The sequence below is a fragment of the Sphingopyxis sp. H050 genome (genome assembly GCF_001468265.1).
Lineage (GTDB): Bacteria > Pseudomonadota > Alphaproteobacteria > Sphingomonadales > Sphingomonadaceae > Sphingopyxis.
On record NZ_LNRZ01000001.1, the window covers coordinates 433,027 to 448,831 of the forward strand.

At 66.2% G+C, this 15,805-nt stretch carries 16 protein-coding genes; 9 read left to right on the forward strand and 7 right to left on the reverse strand.

Annotated elements, in window-relative coordinates; all coding sequences use genetic code 11:
- Nucleotides 1–6: 6 nt before the first annotated feature.
- Genes pgeF through lgt form a run of 4 tightly spaced genes read right to left on the reverse strand, consistent with a single transcriptional unit; the run spans nt 7 to nt 3,221 of the window.
- On the reverse strand, nt 7–774 hold the full coding sequence (pgeF, locus tag ATE67_RS01910; RefSeq protein WP_058814994.1) for a peptidoglycan editing factor PgeF: 768 nt from the start codon (nt 772–774) through the stop codon (nt 7–9).
- Nucleotides 771–1,289 carry a GNAT family N-acetyltransferase gene (locus tag ATE67_RS01915; protein ID WP_058814995.1) on the reverse strand — a complete coding sequence of 173 codons (519 nt, stop codon included), beginning with the start codon at nt 1,287–1,289 and terminating at the stop codon, nt 771–773. The genes pgeF and ATE67_RS01915 overlap by 4 nt, the downstream gene beginning before the upstream one ends.
- Entirely contained in the window at nt 1,286–2,290 is a 1,005-nt protein-coding gene (locus ATE67_RS01920) for a class I SAM-dependent methyltransferase (RefSeq protein WP_082660174.1), read from the reverse strand. Before ATE67_RS01920 ends, ATE67_RS01915 begins: the two co-directional genes overlap by 4 nt.
- Before the next feature lie 52 nt (nt 2,291–2,342).
- Nucleotides 2,343–3,221 carry a prolipoprotein diacylglyceryl transferase gene (gene lgt / locus ATE67_RS01925; RefSeq protein WP_058814997.1) on the reverse strand — a complete coding sequence of 293 codons (879 nt, stop codon included), beginning with the start codon at nt 3,219–3,221 and terminating at the stop codon, nt 2,343–2,345.
- A gap of 77 nt (nt 3,222–3,298) precedes the next feature.
- Between lgt and ATE67_RS01930 the strand changes: the two genes are divergently transcribed.
- Genes ATE67_RS01930 through ATE67_RS01945 form a run of 4 tightly spaced genes read left to right on the forward strand, consistent with a single transcriptional unit; the run spans nt 3,299 to nt 7,974 of the window.
- Nucleotides 3,299–5,008, forward strand: coding sequence for a class I adenylate-forming enzyme family protein (locus ATE67_RS01930; protein ID WP_058814998.1), 1,710 nt, complete (start codon nt 3,299–3,301; stop codon nt 5,006–5,008).
- A gap of 30 nt (nt 5,009–5,038) precedes the next feature.
- The gene (locus tag ATE67_RS01935; RefSeq protein WP_058814999.1) at nt 5,039–5,884 is read left to right on the forward strand and encodes a cytochrome b/b6 domain-containing protein; all 846 of its coding nucleotides are present in this window, start codon (nt 5,039–5,041) and stop codon (nt 5,882–5,884) included.
- Nucleotides 5,881–6,660 carry a molybdopterin-dependent oxidoreductase gene (locus ATE67_RS01940; RefSeq protein WP_082660140.1) on the forward strand — a complete coding sequence of 260 codons (780 nt, stop codon included), beginning with the start codon at nt 5,881–5,883 and terminating at the stop codon, nt 6,658–6,660. The genes ATE67_RS01935 and ATE67_RS01940 overlap by 4 nt, the downstream gene beginning before the upstream one ends.
- 42 nt (nt 6,661–6,702) lie before the next feature.
- Entirely contained in the window at nt 6,703–7,974 is a 1,272-nt protein-coding gene (locus ATE67_RS01945; protein ID WP_058815000.1) for an SAM-dependent methyltransferase, read from the forward strand.
- 137 nt (nt 7,975–8,111) lie between these two features.
- On the opposite strand, the gene ATE67_RS01950 is transcribed toward ATE67_RS01945, so the two are convergent.
- Together ATE67_RS01950 and ATE67_RS01955 are read right to left on the reverse strand one after the other, a co-directional pair.
- A complete protein-coding gene (locus tag ATE67_RS01950) occupies nt 8,112–8,549 on the reverse strand; it encodes a DUF1801 domain-containing protein (protein ID WP_058815001.1) in 438 nt (145 codons plus the stop codon).
- A gap of 23 nt (nt 8,550–8,572) precedes the next feature.
- Nucleotides 8,573–9,541, reverse strand: a complete 969-nt coding sequence (locus ATE67_RS01955; protein WP_058815002.1) for a helix-turn-helix transcriptional regulator — start codon at nt 9,539–9,541, stop codon at nt 8,573–8,575.
- Between the two features lie 149 nt (nt 9,542–9,690).
- On the opposite strand from ATE67_RS01955, the gene ATE67_RS01960 reads away from it, so the two are divergent.
- The 5 genes from ATE67_RS01960 (at nt 9,691) to ATE67_RS01980 (ending at nt 14,408) form a co-directional block, all read left to right on the forward strand.
- Nucleotides 9,691–10,203: a hypothetical protein gene (locus tag ATE67_RS01960; RefSeq protein WP_058815003.1), complete on the forward strand. Its 513-nt coding sequence runs from the start codon at nt 9,691–9,693 to the stop codon at nt 10,201–10,203.
- Nucleotides 10,204–10,321: 118 nt separating this feature from the next.
- Nucleotides 10,322–11,539, forward strand: a complete 1,218-nt coding sequence (locus ATE67_RS01965) for an argininosuccinate synthase (RefSeq protein ID WP_058815228.1) — start codon at nt 10,322–10,324, stop codon at nt 11,537–11,539.
- Between the two features lie 116 nt (nt 11,540–11,655).
- Nucleotides 11,656–12,405 (forward strand): hypothetical protein, encoded by a 750-nt coding sequence (locus ATE67_RS21605; protein WP_058815004.1) that lies wholly within the window; start codon nt 11,656–11,658, stop codon nt 12,403–12,405.
- 51 nt (nt 12,406–12,456) lie between these two features.
- Nucleotides 12,457–13,458 carry a threonine aldolase family protein gene (locus ATE67_RS01975; protein ID WP_058815229.1) on the forward strand — a complete coding sequence of 334 codons (1,002 nt, stop codon included), beginning with the start codon at nt 12,457–12,459 and terminating at the stop codon, nt 13,456–13,458.
- Nucleotides 13,455–14,408: a DMT family transporter gene (locus tag ATE67_RS01980; protein WP_058815005.1), complete on the forward strand. Its 954-nt coding sequence runs from the start codon at nt 13,455–13,457 to the stop codon at nt 14,406–14,408. The genes ATE67_RS01975 and ATE67_RS01980 overlap by 4 nt, the downstream gene beginning before the upstream one ends.
- On the opposite strand, the gene murA is transcribed toward ATE67_RS01980, so the two are convergent.
- Entirely contained in the window at nt 14,405–15,688 is a 1,284-nt protein-coding gene (murA, locus tag ATE67_RS01985) for a UDP-N-acetylglucosamine 1-carboxyvinyltransferase (protein WP_058815006.1), read from the reverse strand. The two genes, ATE67_RS01980 and murA, sit on opposite strands and share 4 nt — an antisense overlap.
- Nucleotides 15,689–15,805 lie beyond the last annotated feature (117 nt).

Sequence of the window (15,805 nt, forward strand, 5' to 3'; positions counted from 1 at the left end):
TGCCTCTTATCCTCCCGCCAGTCCGATCACCGACAATTGGCGGCCATAGGTATTTTCCCCTTTGTGGCACGCGCGGCGATAGCTGAAATAATCTGCTTCCTCGGCATAAGTGTCCTGTCCGCCGATGGCAATTCGCGACACGCCCGCCGCGGCGAGGCGCGCCGCGACATAGGCGGCGATGTCGAACATCGCGTGACCGGGCTTGCCGGCAGCAAAGAAGCGTTCGTTTGCGGGATCGGCGGCGGCGAAGCGTTGCACGAAATTTTCGTCGACCTCATAGGAAGCGCGCCCGATGCACGGGCCGATCGCGACGGCGACATTGGCGCGGCTGGCGCCCAGGCTTTCCATCGCGCCCAGCGTCGAGTCCGTCACCCCGGCAATTGCCCCCTTCCATCCCGTATGGGCCGCACCGACGACCCCGGCCTCGCGGTCGGCGAACAGCACGGGGACGCAGTCAGCAGTCAATATGCCGAGCAATATGCCCGGCGAGCGCGTCGCAAGCGCGTCCGCCTGGGGCCGCGCCGCGAGATCGGTGTCGTCATCGACGATCACGCAGCGATCGCCGTGGACCTGATACAGACCGGTGAGTGTCGCCCCCGGCAGCACCGCATCGGCCACCCGCCTTCGGTTTTCGGCGATCAGGTCCGGATCGTCGCCCGAACCAAGCCCGCAGTTGAGCGAGGCGAGGTCGCCACTCGAAACGCCGCCCTGCCGACCAAAGAAACCGTGCGGAATGCCGGCGAGCGTCGGCGCGGAGACGAAAGGCGCCGTCACAGGTCGAGCCTGAAGAAGCGGTCCTCGTCGACATGATTGCCGACGCGAAATTCGTTGCGGCCAACATCGTAGAAGCCGTAGCGGCGATAGAAGGCCTGCGCGCGGTCGTTCTCGGTGAAGACGGTCAGGTACAGGATCGACGCCCGCTCGCGCGCCCAGGCGATGCCCCAGTCCATCAGCGCGGCGGCGACGCCCGTCCCCTTGGCGGCTTCGGCGACATAGAGTTGGTGCAGTTCGACGGCATGGTCGGTCGGCTGCTCGGGCGGCAGGTCGAATTCGACCGGCCCCATCTTGATATAGCCGAGGATCGCGCCCGCTTCGTCGCGGACCAGCGCGATGTCGTGCTCCGAATCCTCGATCTGCGCGCGCACGCGCCCGGGCGGGTTCCAGCCCGCCAGGAAGGCCGCCAGGTCGGCGGGGTCATAGATATGCCCGAAGGTGTGCGTGAACGATCCGTTCGCGAACATCGCGATCGCTTCGGCATCGTCAGGCCTCGCCAGTTCGATGGCGGTCATGCGGCGTCTCCTGTGAATCCTGCGGGTGCGGGCCAGCCCGGCGCGGTGATCGCGATCAGCTTGAACAACTTGCCCATGGCATCGGCGCCGACCAGCCGGTCGCGCTGGCCTTTGAGGTCGTCAGCGCGCTCGGGTGCGGCATTCGATAGCGACGCGAGCCGCGCATCGATGCCGATCCGCTTCAGCCACTCGCCTTGCGTCACGACGCTGCTGATCGCCACACCCGCCGGCCGCGCCGCCTCGGCGAGCGTGGTAAAATCGACATGCGCGGTCAGGTCGACCTCGCCGGGCTCGGCGAAGGGGTTCGCGAATTGATGCGCTTTGACCGCCTGCAACGTGTCGCCCGCGGCGGGCCCGCTATAGCCATAGTCGATTACCAGCATCGCGCCGCCTTGCCGCGCGATCCGAAGGGCGCAGCGTTGCATGATCGCGGCGGACACGGGCGTCGTTTCGACGATGGTGCCGTCGGGCCGGTCACTAAGACCGGCGGGAACGGCATCGTCGGCCGGGATGTCGCCGGCTATCGGCGCCAGTCCGTCGCTGCTGCGCTCCACCATCCGCTCGCGCCAGCCGCTCTTGGTCTTCACATATTGGTGGATCGGCAGCGCGTCGAAAAATTCGTTCGCGACGATCACCAGCGGTGCGTCGTCGGGCAGGGCATCGACTTCGTCATGATGCTCTGCAGCAGGCAGTCGCGCCGACTGCGCCGCACGCAGCGTCGGGCTCGTCTCCACCAGATGGATGCCGGCGGGCACGCAGCCGAAGCGCGACGCCGCGCGCAGCGCATCGGCGGCAAGCGTCCCGCGGCCCGGCCCCAGTTCGACATAGCGGAAGGATGGGCTTCCGGCGCGGCTCCAGAGGTCGGCGATCCAGACGCCGATCAACTCGCCGAACATCTGGCTGATCTCGGGCGCCGTGGTGAAGTCGCCCGCCGTGCCCAGCGGATCGCGCGTCGCATAATAATGCGCGTTGGCCGCCGCCATATAGTCGGCGACGGTCATCGGCCGGGCGGCGGCGATATCCTTGATCAGTTGCTCGGGCGTCGGCGGGCCGTTACGCAACGGCGTCGGGCCCCGCGATCGGTTCGACGCGCTGGCGGCGCTTTTTCGCGGTCGCGACCAGCCAGATGCCGATCACGATCATCGGCACGGTCAGCCACTGGCCCATCGACAGGCCAGTCGCCTCGACGACGTTCATCCGCTGCACGTCGGGCTCGCGGAAATATTCGACGATAAAACGGCTGACGCCATAGATGATCGACGCCATGCCGACGAGAAGGCCGGGCTTGTAGCGCGCATCGGTGCGCCAGAAGAGCCAGCCGAGGATCGCCATCATGACAATGCCCTCCAGGCCGGCCTCATAGAGCTGGCTCGGGTGGCGCGGATCGGGTCCGCCGCGCGGAAAGATGATTGCCCACGGCACGGTGGTCACGCGGCCCCACAGCTCGCCGTTCACGAAATTGGCGAGGCGGCCGAGGAAGAGGCCAAAGGGAATGGTGCAGGCGATATAGTCGCAGAAGCGCAGGAAACTCAGCTTTTCCTTGCGCGTGACATACAAGATCGCGACCAGCACGCCGAGCACGCCGCCGTGCAGCGACATGCCGCCGTCCCACAGCCGGACGATCGCGGCGGGTTCCTTCAGATAGGCTTCCAGATTGTAGAACAGCACATAGCCGAGCCGCCCGCCGAGGATGATCCCCAGCATCGCATAGAAGATCATGTCGTCGGCATGGCGCCGCGCCATCGGCGCGCCGGGCTGCGCGATCAGCTTCAGCAGATACCAATAGCCGAGGAAGATGCCGGCCAGATAAGCGAGCGCATACCAGCGGATGGGAAAGCCGAAGACGCTGAAGGCGACTTCGCTATGTTCCCCCATCAGGTCAGTGAAGTTCACATATTGTGTTGCTTCGGCTAAGGTTGCAAAAAGAAACATATAGTCGCGCGATCCTTCCCCAGGAGAGGCCTCCCCATAAGGGGTTAGGCGAGCGAGACCAAGAGGAGAGATGAAAGATGCCATCAGCGCTCGATTTGCGCCTGGAAGCCGCCTATAATCTGATCACCGGTCCGGGCGGACCGATCCAGGTCGGGTCGGTCGAACGCTTCGGCCACCAGCTTCCCTTTATCTCCAACGCACCGACCAATCTGGCTGACTATGTCGCATTTTTTGCTGCGCAGCATGGCGATGCGACCTTTCTGGTCGAGGGCGACGAACGGCTGAGCTTCAAACAGGTCTATTCCGCGGCGCGCCGGGTCGCGGCGGGCCTCATCGACGGTCATGGCGTCCAGCGCGGCGACCGCGTCGCCATCGCGATGCGCAACGCCAATGCCTGGTGCGTTTCCTATATCGGCATCCTGCTCGCGGGCGGCTGCGCGACCTTGCTCAACGGCTGGTGGCAGGGTGCTGAACTCGCGGCGGGGATCGAGGACGCCGAGGCGAAGCTCGTGATTGCGGACCCGCAGCGCGCGGCGCGCCTCGCCGAACCGGGCGTCCGTCACGGCGCGAAGGTCGTCACGCTCGACATCTCCCGGCCCATCGACGAGGCGATCGCGCCGATCGCCGCGGGCGGCAGCGCCGAAACCGCGCTGCCGGCGCTCACCGGGCAGGATCTGGCGACGATTCTCTTCACCTCGGGGTCGACGGGCCAGTCGAAGGGCGCCTATTCGCGCCACGAGGCGGTCGTGCAGGCGATCTTCAACTATGTGACGCAGACCGCGAGCATCGTCCATCTGCTCACCGAGGACGGCCAGATGTCGGACATCCAGCCCGCGACCCTGATCTGCACGCCGCTGTTCCACGTCACCGCCGAAATCCCCGTGTTCCTTCAGAGCTTTGCGCTCGGGCGCAAACTGGTCCTGATGCCCAAGTGGAACGCCGACGAAGCGATGCGGCTGATCCAGGACGAAAAGTGCAATTATTTCGTCGGCGTGCCGCTGATGAGCTATGAAATTCTCGTCAGCCCGAACCGCAAGAATTACGATCTCTCGACCTGCAAGAGCTACGCTGGCGGCGGTGCGCCGCGCGCGCCCGAACATGTCCGCCGCCTGGCGACCGAGATGGGCGAGGCCAAGCCGCTGCTCGGCTATGGCCTGACCGAAACCAACGCCGTCGGCTGCGGCATCATCAACGAAAATTACGTCGAGAAGCCCACGTCGACCGGTCCGGCATCGAAGCCGCTCGTCGATCTCGCGATTCTCGACGACAATGGCAAGGAACTGCCGCAGGGCAGCGTCGGTGAAGTGTGCATCCGCTCGGTGTGCAATTTCGAAGGCTATTGGAACAATGCGGCCGCGACCAAGGCGGCCTTCTTCGACAATGGCTATTTCCGCTCGGGCGACCTTGGTTACCTCGACGCCGACGGCTATCTGTTCATCGTCGACCGCAAGAAGGACATCATCATCCGGGGCGGCGAGAATATCAGCTGCCAGGAGGTCGAAGCCGCGATCTACGAACACGCCGAGGTCAATGAATGCGCGGTGTTCGGCCTGCCCGACGAGCGGCTCGGCGAATGCGTCGGCGCGGTCGTCTGGACGAAGCCCGGCAGCGATGTCGATGCCGAAACGTTGGTATTATTTCTGAGCGCCCGGCTTGCGGCCTATAAGGTGCCTTGCAAGATCTGGTTGTCGAACGAAGCACTGCCCAAGCTTGGCAGCGAAAAGATCGACAAGGTTAGCTTGCGCAACCGCTACCGCGAGGAATATCAAGCGGAGGTCGCAGCGTAACCGATCGGCATGGAGGAGCGAAAGAGGATTATGGCCGAGCCTGACCCTCCCGTCGCCGCTTCCTCCCCACCGGCCCGCATCTATCGCCACCGCTTGCCGACGCGCGCCTGGCATTGGGTCAATGCCGTCACCCTGCTCATCCTGTTGATGAGCGGGCTGATGATCTTCAACGCGCATCCGCGGCTATATTGGGGCCAATATGGCGCGAACCTCGATCACGCCTGGTTCGCGATCGGCGCGACGCCCGACACCGGCTATATCCGCTTCGGCGAGACACGGATCGAGACCACCGGCGTGCTGGGGCGCTGGACCGACGGGCAGGGCGCCGAACAGACCTGGGCTTTCCCTGGCTGGGCCACGATCCCGACGACCTACGATCTTGCCTCGGGGCGGCGCTGGCACCTGTTTTTCGCCTGGGTCCTGTCGATCAGCCTGTCGCTCTACATGGTGTGGAGCCTGATCGGAGGGCATATCCGCCGCAATCTTCACGTGCGCCGCGCCGAATGGTCGCCGCGGCATATCTGGCAGGACATCAAGGATCATGCGCGGCTGCGCTTGCCGAGGGGCCAGGCGGCGGCGCGCTACGGAATTCTCCAGAAACTCAGCTACATCGGCGTGATCTTCGTGCTGCTGCCGCTGATGATCCTGACGGGGCTGACCATGTCGCCGGGGATGGACGCCGCGTGGCCGTGGCTGCTCGACGTCTTCGGCGGACGGCAATCGGCGCGCTCGATCCATTTCATCGCGGCATGGACGCTCGTCCTGTTCTTTCTCGTCCATATCGCGATGGTGTTCCTCGCCGGTCCGCTCAATGAGGTGAGGTCGATGGTCAGCGGCTGGTTCACGCTGCCGCCCGAAAAGGAGGACGGGGCATGACGGGCCTCATCCTGCCGCGCCGCCGGTTGATCGCCCGCGCCGGGGGCGTCGTCGCCGCGGCGGGCGCGCTGCCGCTCCTGGCGGGCTGCGACGCGATCAACGAAGCCCCCGCGGTCCGCAAGATCCTCTCGATGGGCGAGGAGATGAACCGCGCGAGCCAGCGCGCGCTCATGAACCGCGGTGCGCTGGCCCGCGAATTCACCGTCGCCGATCTCTCGCCCGTTTTTCGCTCGAACGGCACCAGCCTGCCCGACGGCGAAGACTATGCCGCGCAGGCCAGAGCAGGCTTTGCCAATTGGCGCCTCGCGGTGACCGGCCTCGTCGCGCGGCCGCTGTCGCTGTCGATGGCCGACATCCGCGCGATGCCGCAGCGCACGCAGATCACGCGCCACGACTGCGTCGAGGGCTGGAGCGCGATCGGCGGCTGGACCGGCCCGCAGCTCCGCCGCATCCTTGAGGCGGCGAAAGTCAGGAACAGCGCGCGCTACATCGTCTTCCGCTGCGCCGACCGCATCGGCGACGCGCTCTATTACGAAAGCTGCGACATGGTCGATGCGCTCCACCCGCAGACGATCCTCGCCTGGGCGCTCAACGGAGAGATTCTGCCGATCGCCAACGGCGCGCCGCTGCGCCTCAGGATCGAGCGCCAATTGGGCTACAAGCACGCCAAATATCTGACCGGGATCGAGGCCGTCGCGAGTCTCGACGGCATCGGCGCGGGCAAAGGCGGCTTTTGGGAAGACCAGGTCGATTACGAATGGTACGCCGGTATCTGAACTTTTGGGGGAGGCAGACACCATCATGACGAGGTCGCATTTTTGTCCATACTCACCCCCTTCCTCTCGCGCGTCATCCGCCACGGCCGCTTGACCGTTATCGACCCCGACGGCGGGGTCGAAACCTTCGGTTCGCCCGCTCCCGGCTTCCCCGAGGTCCGCGTACGGTTCGCCAGCCGCCGCGCGATGCGGCGGGTGATCCTCGATCCGCGGCTCGGCGCGGGCGAAAGCTATATCGATGGCGATATGGAGGTCGTCGAGGGCGATATCATGGCGCTGATCGGCCTGCTTCGCATGAACACGCCGTGGGACCGCGGCGCGAAGCTCAAGGACAAGACGCGGCTCGGCCGCTGGATCGACGGCCTGAAAACGCGGCTCGGCTCGATCAACCGGCGGCGCCAGTCGCGCGCGAACGTCGCGCATCATTACGACATCGGCAACGACCTCTATCGCCTCTTCCTCGACCGTGACATGCAGTATAGCTGCGCCTATTGGCCGCGGCCCGACATGACGCTTGACGCGGCGCAGGAGGCGAAGAAGGCTCATATCGCCGCCAAGCTCGCGCTCGCGCCCGGGCAGCGCATCCTCGACATCGGCTGCGGCTGGGGCGGGATGGCGATCACGCTGGCGCAGCTCGAAGCGGTGGAGGTGCTCGGCATCACGCTGTCGGTCGAACAGCTGGAGCTTGCGCGGCAGCGCGCGGAGCAGGCCCGGGTGGCGGACCGCGTCCGGTTCGAGCTGATCGACTATCGCGACCTGGCCGCGCGCGAAGTCGGCGGCTTCGACCGCATCGTCTCGGTCGGCATGTTCGAACATGTCGGCGCGGCGAATTTCGAAACCTTCTTTCGCGCCTGCGCGAACATGCTGACCGCCGACGGCGTGATGCTGCTCCACACGATCGGGCGCTTCGGCAAACCCGGCGCGACCGACGCCTTCACGCGCAAATATATCTTCCCCGGCGGCTATATCCCGGCGCTCAGCGAGACGCTCGCGGCGAGCGAGAAAAGCCGGCTGATCGCGACCGACGTCGAGACGCTGCGGCTGCATTATGCGCTGACCCTGCGCCAATGGTACGCCAACACGCTGGCGCACGAGGCCGAAATCGTGGCGATGATGGGCGCGCGCTTCTTTCGCATGTGGTGCTTCTACCTCGCCGGCGCGACCGCAGCGTTCGAGAGCGGCGGGATGGGCAATTACCAGATCCAGTTCGCCCGCAGCCGCCACGCCCTGCCGCTGACGCGCGACTATATGGGCGAGGCCGAAGGGCGCTATCTCCGACGCGGCGTGGCCGAGGAGGGAGCGACGTCGGTTTAGGGTGGGGAGCGGACGTTAAAATAGTCCGTCGCCCCCGCGAAGGCAGGGGCCGTAGTCGGTCTTGCGCAACGGCTCCAGCGGCCCCCGCCTTCGCGGCGTCGACGGTAACTTCCGGTCGCAACCCGCCCATCCTGCAATCAGCTCGGATAGCGCTCGTTCGTCACGTCCCACGTCAGCGCGACCAGCTTCTCCAGCACCCCCAGATCGACGTCGGCGAGCTTGTTGACGTAGAGACAAACCTTGCTCGTCTTATGCTTGCCGAGCGCGGCTAGCAGCGCGTCGGCTTCGTCCTGCCGATCGCCATAATTCTCCATCAGATAAAGCGTGATCGCGGCCTTGCGCGGCGAAAAGCCCGCGCGGCACATCGTCCCCGAATGACCGCTGTCATATTTATAGTCATAGCTGCCATAGCCGATGATCGACGGTCCCCACATCTTCGGATCGAGCCCCGTCACGCGGCGGTAGATCGCGTCGATGACCGGCGCCTCCTCGCGGCGCCGCGCGTCGGGGAGTGCGGCGATGAAGTCCTCTACGGTCACTTCGGTCGCCTTGGTCTTGATCTCGACTTTGCTCATCATGCTCCTCCCGCAGGCAAAGACTAACCGGTTCTGTCATAGAGCGCCACAATCTCGCGCGCGAGCGCGGCGACGCGGCGCCGAAAGTCGGCCGGGGCGACGACCTCGACCTCCGCGCCGAGCGCCAGCATGTCGCGCGCGCCATGGTCGGCGTCCTCGACCATCATCGTCATCCGTCGCCAGCCGTCCGCATCGGGATCGCCGGCCCCGGCGACGGCCGCCGCGCCGCGCGGCGACTGCGCCGCGAGCCTTTTGCAGCCTTCGGGTGATGCGCGTACGGTCGCGCGCGTCGCGAACAGCGCGGCTTCGAAGCGCGCCTGCTCGGCCTGCCACCAGGGCGCCAGGTGAAAATCGGCCGGCGGTTCGAAGCTCTCGTCCTCGACGATCAGGCTCTGGATATTCGAAACGCGAAAGGCCCGGACCTTTCCGACGCCGCGCGCGGCGAGATACCAGATGCCCGCCTTCAGGACGAGGCCGAGCGGATCGACCGTCCAGTCGCGCACGCCTTGCCAGCTTTCATAGCGCATCGCCAACGACCGCTGGTCGAGCACCGCGCGCGCCAGGCGGGGGAAGTGCGGCAGCGCCTCGCTGCCGCGATACCAGTCGACGGCATCGAGATGGAAGCGCGCCGCCATCCGGTCGGCGAGTGCCCCGCCGCCGCCGGGCAGGGCTGCAAGCAATTTGTTGCGCGCGGCGCTCGTTGCCGCGCCCAGCCCCAGGTCGGCCGCGGGACCGGGCAGGCCGATCATCGCCATCGCTTCGGCTTCGCCCGCCGACAGGCCGGTCAGCCGCGTGCGATAACCGTCCAGCAACTGGAACCCGCCGCCGGGCCCGCGGTCGCCATAGACCGGCACCCCCGCGGCGCTGAGCGCATCGACATCGCGATAGATGGTGCGCTCCGACACCTCGAACTCGGTGGCCAGATCGGCGGCGGTCAGCCGCTGGCGCACCTGCAACAGGATCAGGATCGAGAGAAGGCGGCTCGCGCGCATTTTTCTGCCTTAGCAGAAAATAACTGACAGAAAATGTCAGGATAGAGGGCGTAGGCAGGGGGCGAAAGGAATGTCCGATGCCCCACTTCACCGTCGCGGGGGCGACCCCAGACCGGCGAACCTTGCTCGCCTTTGCAACAGGAGCCTTCATGTCCAGCCTCATCCCCGCCGCCGCATCCGCCGCGATCAACCCCGCACCCGTCGGCAAGCCCGGCGATTTCGATTTCCTGACCGGCGAATGGCGCATTCACAACAGGTTCCGCGAGGGCGAAAAATGGATCGAATTTCCGGGCGAGGCGACCGTCTTTGCGATCCTCGGCGGCATCGCCAGCATCGAGGAACTGCGCATCCCGGCGCGTAATTTCTCGGGCATGGGGCTCCGCCTGCTCGACGTCGAAAAAAGGATATGGTCCGACCATTGGGTCAACGCCAAATCGGGCGTCGTCGGCGTCCCCGGCCAGCTCGGCGTGTTCGAGAACGGCGTCGGCACCTTCCTGTCCGAAGGCGAGGGCGGCGCCGACGGACTTGCGAGCCCCGAACTCTATCGCGGCGTGTGGGACCGCATCACGCCCAAAAGCTGCCGCTGGTTCCAGGGGGTCTCGCGCGACGGCGGCAAGTCGTGGGACGACGGCTGGTTCATGGACTGGACGCGCGTTTCCTAAACTGCCGTGCCCCTGCCTTCGCAGGGGCACGGTGTATGCAAGAGAGGGCAAGCCGGTTGCACCTTTGGCGGCGGACTGCTAGCCGCGCCCGCGTCTTCCCCTCGCCAAAGGTATGTCCATGTCCGAGTCCTTCAAGCGCGTCGTCCTCGCCTATTCGGGCGGTCTCGATACCAGCGTCATCCTGAAGTGGCTGCAGGTCACCTATGGCTGCGAAGTGGTGACCTTCACCGCCGACCTCGGGCAGGGCGAGGAGCTGGAGCCGGCGCGCGCCAAGGCCGAGCTGATGGGGATCAAGCCCGAGCATATCTATATCGACGATCTGCGCGAGGAATTCGTGCGCGACTTCGTCTTCCCGATGATGCGCGCCAATGCGCGCTACGAGGGCGACTATCTGCTCGGCACCTCGATCGCGCGCCCGCTCATTTCGAAGCGGCTCGTCGAGATCGCGAGGGAAGTCGGCGCCGACGCCGTGGCGCATGGCGCGACGGGCAAGGGCAACGACCAGGTGCGCTTCGAGCTGTCGGCCTATGCGCTGAATCCCGACATCAAGGTGATCGCGCCGTGGCGCGAATGGGACCTCACCAGCCGCACCGCGCTGATCGACTTCGCCGAAAAGAACCAGATCCCGGTGCCCAAGGACAAGCGCGGCGAAAGCCCGTTTTCGACCGACGCCAACCTCCTCCATACCTCTTCGGAAGGCAAGGTCCTCGAAAATCCGTGGGACGAGACCCCCGACTATGTCTATTCGCGCACGGTCAATCCCGAGGACGCGCCCGACACGCCCGAATATATCGAGATCGAGTTCGAGAAGGGCGACGGCGTTGCGCTGAACGGGCAGGCGATGTCGCCAGCCACTTTGCTCGCGGCGCTCAACGACCTCGGCCGCAAGCATGGCATCGGCCGCCTGGACCTCGTCGAGAACCGCTTCGTCGGCATGAAGTCGCGCGGCATGTACGAGACGCCGGGCGGTGAAATCTATGCCCGCGCGCACCGCGGCATCGAAAGCATCACCCTCGACCGCGGCGCCGCGCACCTCAAGGACGAGCTGATGCCGAAATATGCCGAGCTCATCTACAACGGCTTCTGGTTCGCGCCCGAGCGCGAGATGTTGCAGGCGGCGATCGACCTCAGCCAGGAAAAGGTCAGCGGCACCGTCCGCCTCAAGCTCTACAAGGGTAACGCCAGCGTCGTCGGGCGCAAGTCGCCGAACAGCCTGTACAGCGAACGCCATGTGACCTTCGAGGACGATGCCGGCGCCTATGACCAGAAGGATGCCGCGGGCTTCATCAAATTGAACGCGCTGCGCCTGAAGCTGCTCGCGAAGCGCGACCGCTAGGAACGCTAAAGGCGAATCCAGGCCTTGGCCGCCTCGACCTATTCTGGGGTGGCGCGCGATGCCGACACGCGTCAGGATCGATTTGAAGCATTCAGGGCCGAAGGGATTGCCGATCCGTGCGCGTCTTCGATTTCTCATCGTGGCAGAGCATCGCCACCACCTTGTTCGGGCTCGCGCTCGTCACGCTGATCGGCGTCGGTATCCGGCTGATGGTCATGATGACGATCCAGCAACGCCGCGAACGGCTCAATCGTCAGATCAACGAGCGCCTGCGGACGCTGATCGCCGCCTATAAGGTGCTCGGCGGCTCGTTCACGGGCAACCTGTCGGTCGATCCGCGCCACCTGCGCGACCTGCGGCGCGCCGGCGCGAATCAAGACGCTGCGACAGACCCGCCGACCGGCGACCGGGACGAGGGGCGGGGCAGCGAATCGGACCGTCCGCGCCGCATCCGCGATGCGGTCGAGGCGGCGCTTTCCGACATCATCCTGCTCGGCACCGCCGAACAGGTCCGGCTGGCGGCGAGCGCGGCGCAGGAACTTGCCGAGGGCCGCCCCGTGCATGTCCACGAACTGGTCATCGCGCTGCGCGACTATATCCGCGACGCGCTCGACCTCGATCCCGTGCCTGACGACATCGCCATCCCCCTGCAGGGCCCGACTCGGCCATCGGGCGCCGGTGGCAAGGGCGGGGGATCCGGGCGGAGCAGCGGCGGCGCTGGCGGCGGCAGCGGCGGTGGACGCGGCGGCGGCGCGGGCGGCGGCGGAATGGGAATGGCGGGCGGCCTTGGGCTCGCGAGTGGCATGGGCCTGGCGCGCAGCGCGCCGGAGGAGGACGATTCCGCCACCGGACAGTCCAAATCTTAACGCGTTAGCGTGATCGCGAATCCTGCGCTAAGGGGCGCCTCCATGACCGCCATGCGTTTCTTCTCGGACAATGCTGCGACCGTCCATCCCCAGGTGATGGAGGCGCTCGCCGCCGCCAATCATGTCGACACCGCCTACGACGGCGACGCGCTCAGCCAGTCGCTCGATGCCGCCTTTTCGGACCTCTTCGAAACCGACTGCGAGGTGGTCTGGATTTCGACCGGCACCGCCGCGAACAGCATCATCCTCGCGCATTTCGTCCGGCCCTGGCAGGGCATCCTCTGTTACGAGGAAGCGCATATCGAGGTCGACGAATGCGGCGCGCCGACCTTCTATTCGGGCGGCGCGCAGTTGATGACGCTGCCGGGACCGGGCGCGAAGATCGACACCGATGCGCTGAAGGCGCGCATCGCCGGCATCCGCAAGGACGTCCATCAGGTCCAGCCCGCGGCGATCAGCATTACCAACGCGACCGAATATGGCCTCGCCTGGCGCCCCGACGAAGTGCGCGAGATCAGCGCGATCGCGAAGGCGAGCGGGCTCAAGCTGCATATGGATGGCGCGCGCTTCGCCAATGCGGTCGCCTTCGTCGGCTGCTCGCCCGCCGATGTGACATGGCGCGCCGGGGTCGATGCGCTATCGTTTGGCTTCACCAAAAATGGGGCGATGATGGCCGAGGCGCTCGTCTTCTTCGGCGGCAGCGGCGGCGCTGGCGTGCGCGAGCTCAAGAAGCGCGGCGGCCACCTCCTCAGCAAGGGGCGTTTCGTCGCGGCGCAGATCCGCGCGATGCTGAAGGACGATCTCTGGCTCGCAAATGCCCGCGCCGCGAACGCCGGCGCAGCCGCGCTGGCGGCCGCTTGCGGCGACCGGCTGATGTATCCGGTCGAGGCGAACGAACTGTTCCTGAGGATCAGCGCCGAGGAAGCGGCCGACCTTCGCGCCAAGGGCTTCGACTTCTACGATTGGGGCAATGGCGCCGCGCGTCTTGTCGTCAGCTGGGATCAGGACGCCGCCGCGGTCGCACCGCTCGCCGCCGCCATCGCGGCGCTATGAGCCAACCCGCAACGCTCCTCCACCCTCGCGTCCTCATTCCGTTTGCGTTGGTGACGCTGATCTGGGGATCGACCTGGATCGTTATCAAGGGGCAGCTCGGCATCGTACCGCCGAGCTGGTCGGTCACCTACCGCTTTGCCGTGGCGGCGATCGCGATGTTCGCCTTCGCCATCGTCCGGCGGGAGAGGCTGTGGCTCGACGCGAAAGCCATGGCGTTCGCCATGCTGCTCGGCGTCGCCCAGTTCACCTTCAACTTCAACTTCGTCTACCGCGCCGAGCAGCATATTACCTCGGGGCTCGTCGCCGTGCTGTTCGCGCTGCTGATCGTGCCCAACACCTTGCTCGGCCGCGCGTTTCTGAAGACGCCGCTCGAAGGGCGCTTCCTCGCAGGCGCCGGCATCGCCATCGTCGGTGTGGGCCTCATGATATTGCACGAATATCGTGCCGCGGCGCTCGGTGCGGACGAGGTGATCCTCGGCACGGTGCTGACGATCGCGGGGGTGGTCAGCGCGTCGACCGCCAACGTCATGCAGGGAACGAGGATGGCGCGGGCGCAGTCGATGGTGGTGATGATCGCCTGGGCGATGCTGTTCGGCGCGCTCGCCGACGGCAGCTATGCGTGGATCACCACCGGGCCGCCGGTGATCGAGGCGACTGCCGGCTATCTCGGCGGGGTGCTCTACCTCGGCATCATCGCCAGCGCAGTCACCTTTCCTCTTTACTTCAACGTCATCCGCGCCGTGGGGCCGGGCCAGGCGGCCTGGTCGAGCGTGCTGATTCCGATCATCGCCATGGGATTTTCGACGGTGTTCGAGGACTATCATTGGGCGACGCTGTCGATCGCGGGCGGCGTGGTCGCCCTGATCGGCCTGGTGATCGCCGTCGCCAAGCGGCCCGAGCGCCCCTCGGTGAGCGGCAATATGGTGTCGGTGCCGGTCGACGCGGACTAGCCCGCGCTGATCCGCTCGATATCGGCGCCGACTGCCTGCAGCTTTTCCTCGAGCCGCTCGTAACCGCGGTCGAGGTGATAGACGCGGTTGACCTCGGTCGTGCCCTGCGCCGCCAGCCCGGCGATAATCAGGCTCATCGACGCGCGAAGGTCGGTCGCCATCACCGGCGCGCCGACCAAGTGGTCGACGCCGCGGACGATCGCGGTGCGTCCCTTGACCTGGATGTCGCAGCCCATGCGCGCGAGTTCGGGAACATGCATATAGCGGTTCTCGAAAATCGTTTCGGTGAACAGCGAGGCGCCGGCGCCGAGTGTTGCCATCGCCATGAACTGCGCCTGCATGTCGGTCGCGAAGCCGGGGTAGGGCGCGGTCGATAGCGTAACCGGCTGGGCGCGGCCCGACATGGCGACGCGGATGCCGCTCTTGGTCTCCTCGACCGTCGCGCCGGCTTCGCGGAGCGCCGCGAGCGTCGCTTCCATTTCGTCGGCCTTCGCGCCGACCAGCTCGACGTCGCCCTCGGTAATGACGGCGGCGCAGGCATAGCTGCCCGCCTCGATGCGGTCGGCCATCACGCGGTACGTCGCGCCGTGCAGGCGATCGACGCCTTCGATCGTCAGCGTCTCGGTGCCGATGCCGTCGATATGCGCGCCCATCGCGACGAGGCAGTTGCACAGGTCGACGATCTCCGGCTCGCGCGCGGCATTTTCGAGGACGCAGGTTCCGCCGGCGAGCACTGCCGCCATGACGGCGTTCTCGGTCGCGCCGACCGAGACGACGGGGAAGGTATATTTGCCGCCCTTGAGGCGTCCGCCGGGCGCGACCGCCTTCACATAGCCCGATGCCAGTTCGATCTCGGCGCCGAAGGCTTCCAGCGCCTTCAGATGCAGGTCGATCGGGCGGTTGCCGATCGCGCAGCCGCCGGGCAGCGACACGGTCGCCTCGCCCGCGCGCGCGAGCAGCGGGCCGAGGACGAGGATCGACGCGCGCATCTTGCGGACGATGTCATAGGGCGCGACGGTCGACGTCAGCGTCGTCGCCCGCGCGGTCATCACGCGGCCGAAATCTTCGGGGCGCGACCCTTCGATTGTCGTCGAGCAACCGAGCTGGTTGAGCAGGTGGCCGAAGCCGTCGACGTCGGCGAGCCGCGGCAGGTTGCGCAGCGTCAGCGGCTCGTCGGTGAGCAGCGCGCAAGGGAGCAGGGTCAGCGCCGCATTCTTCGCGCCGGAGATGGGAATACGGCCCTTGAGTCGCTGGCCGCCGCGAATGACGATTTGATCCATCGAACGTCCTTAGCGCATGCGCGAAAGCGCGCAAGCCGATGCCGCGATCACCCTTAAAGCGACAAGGGACACCGATGAACGCATCCGTTTGTTTCCTTTGTCCCTTTATCCCGGGGC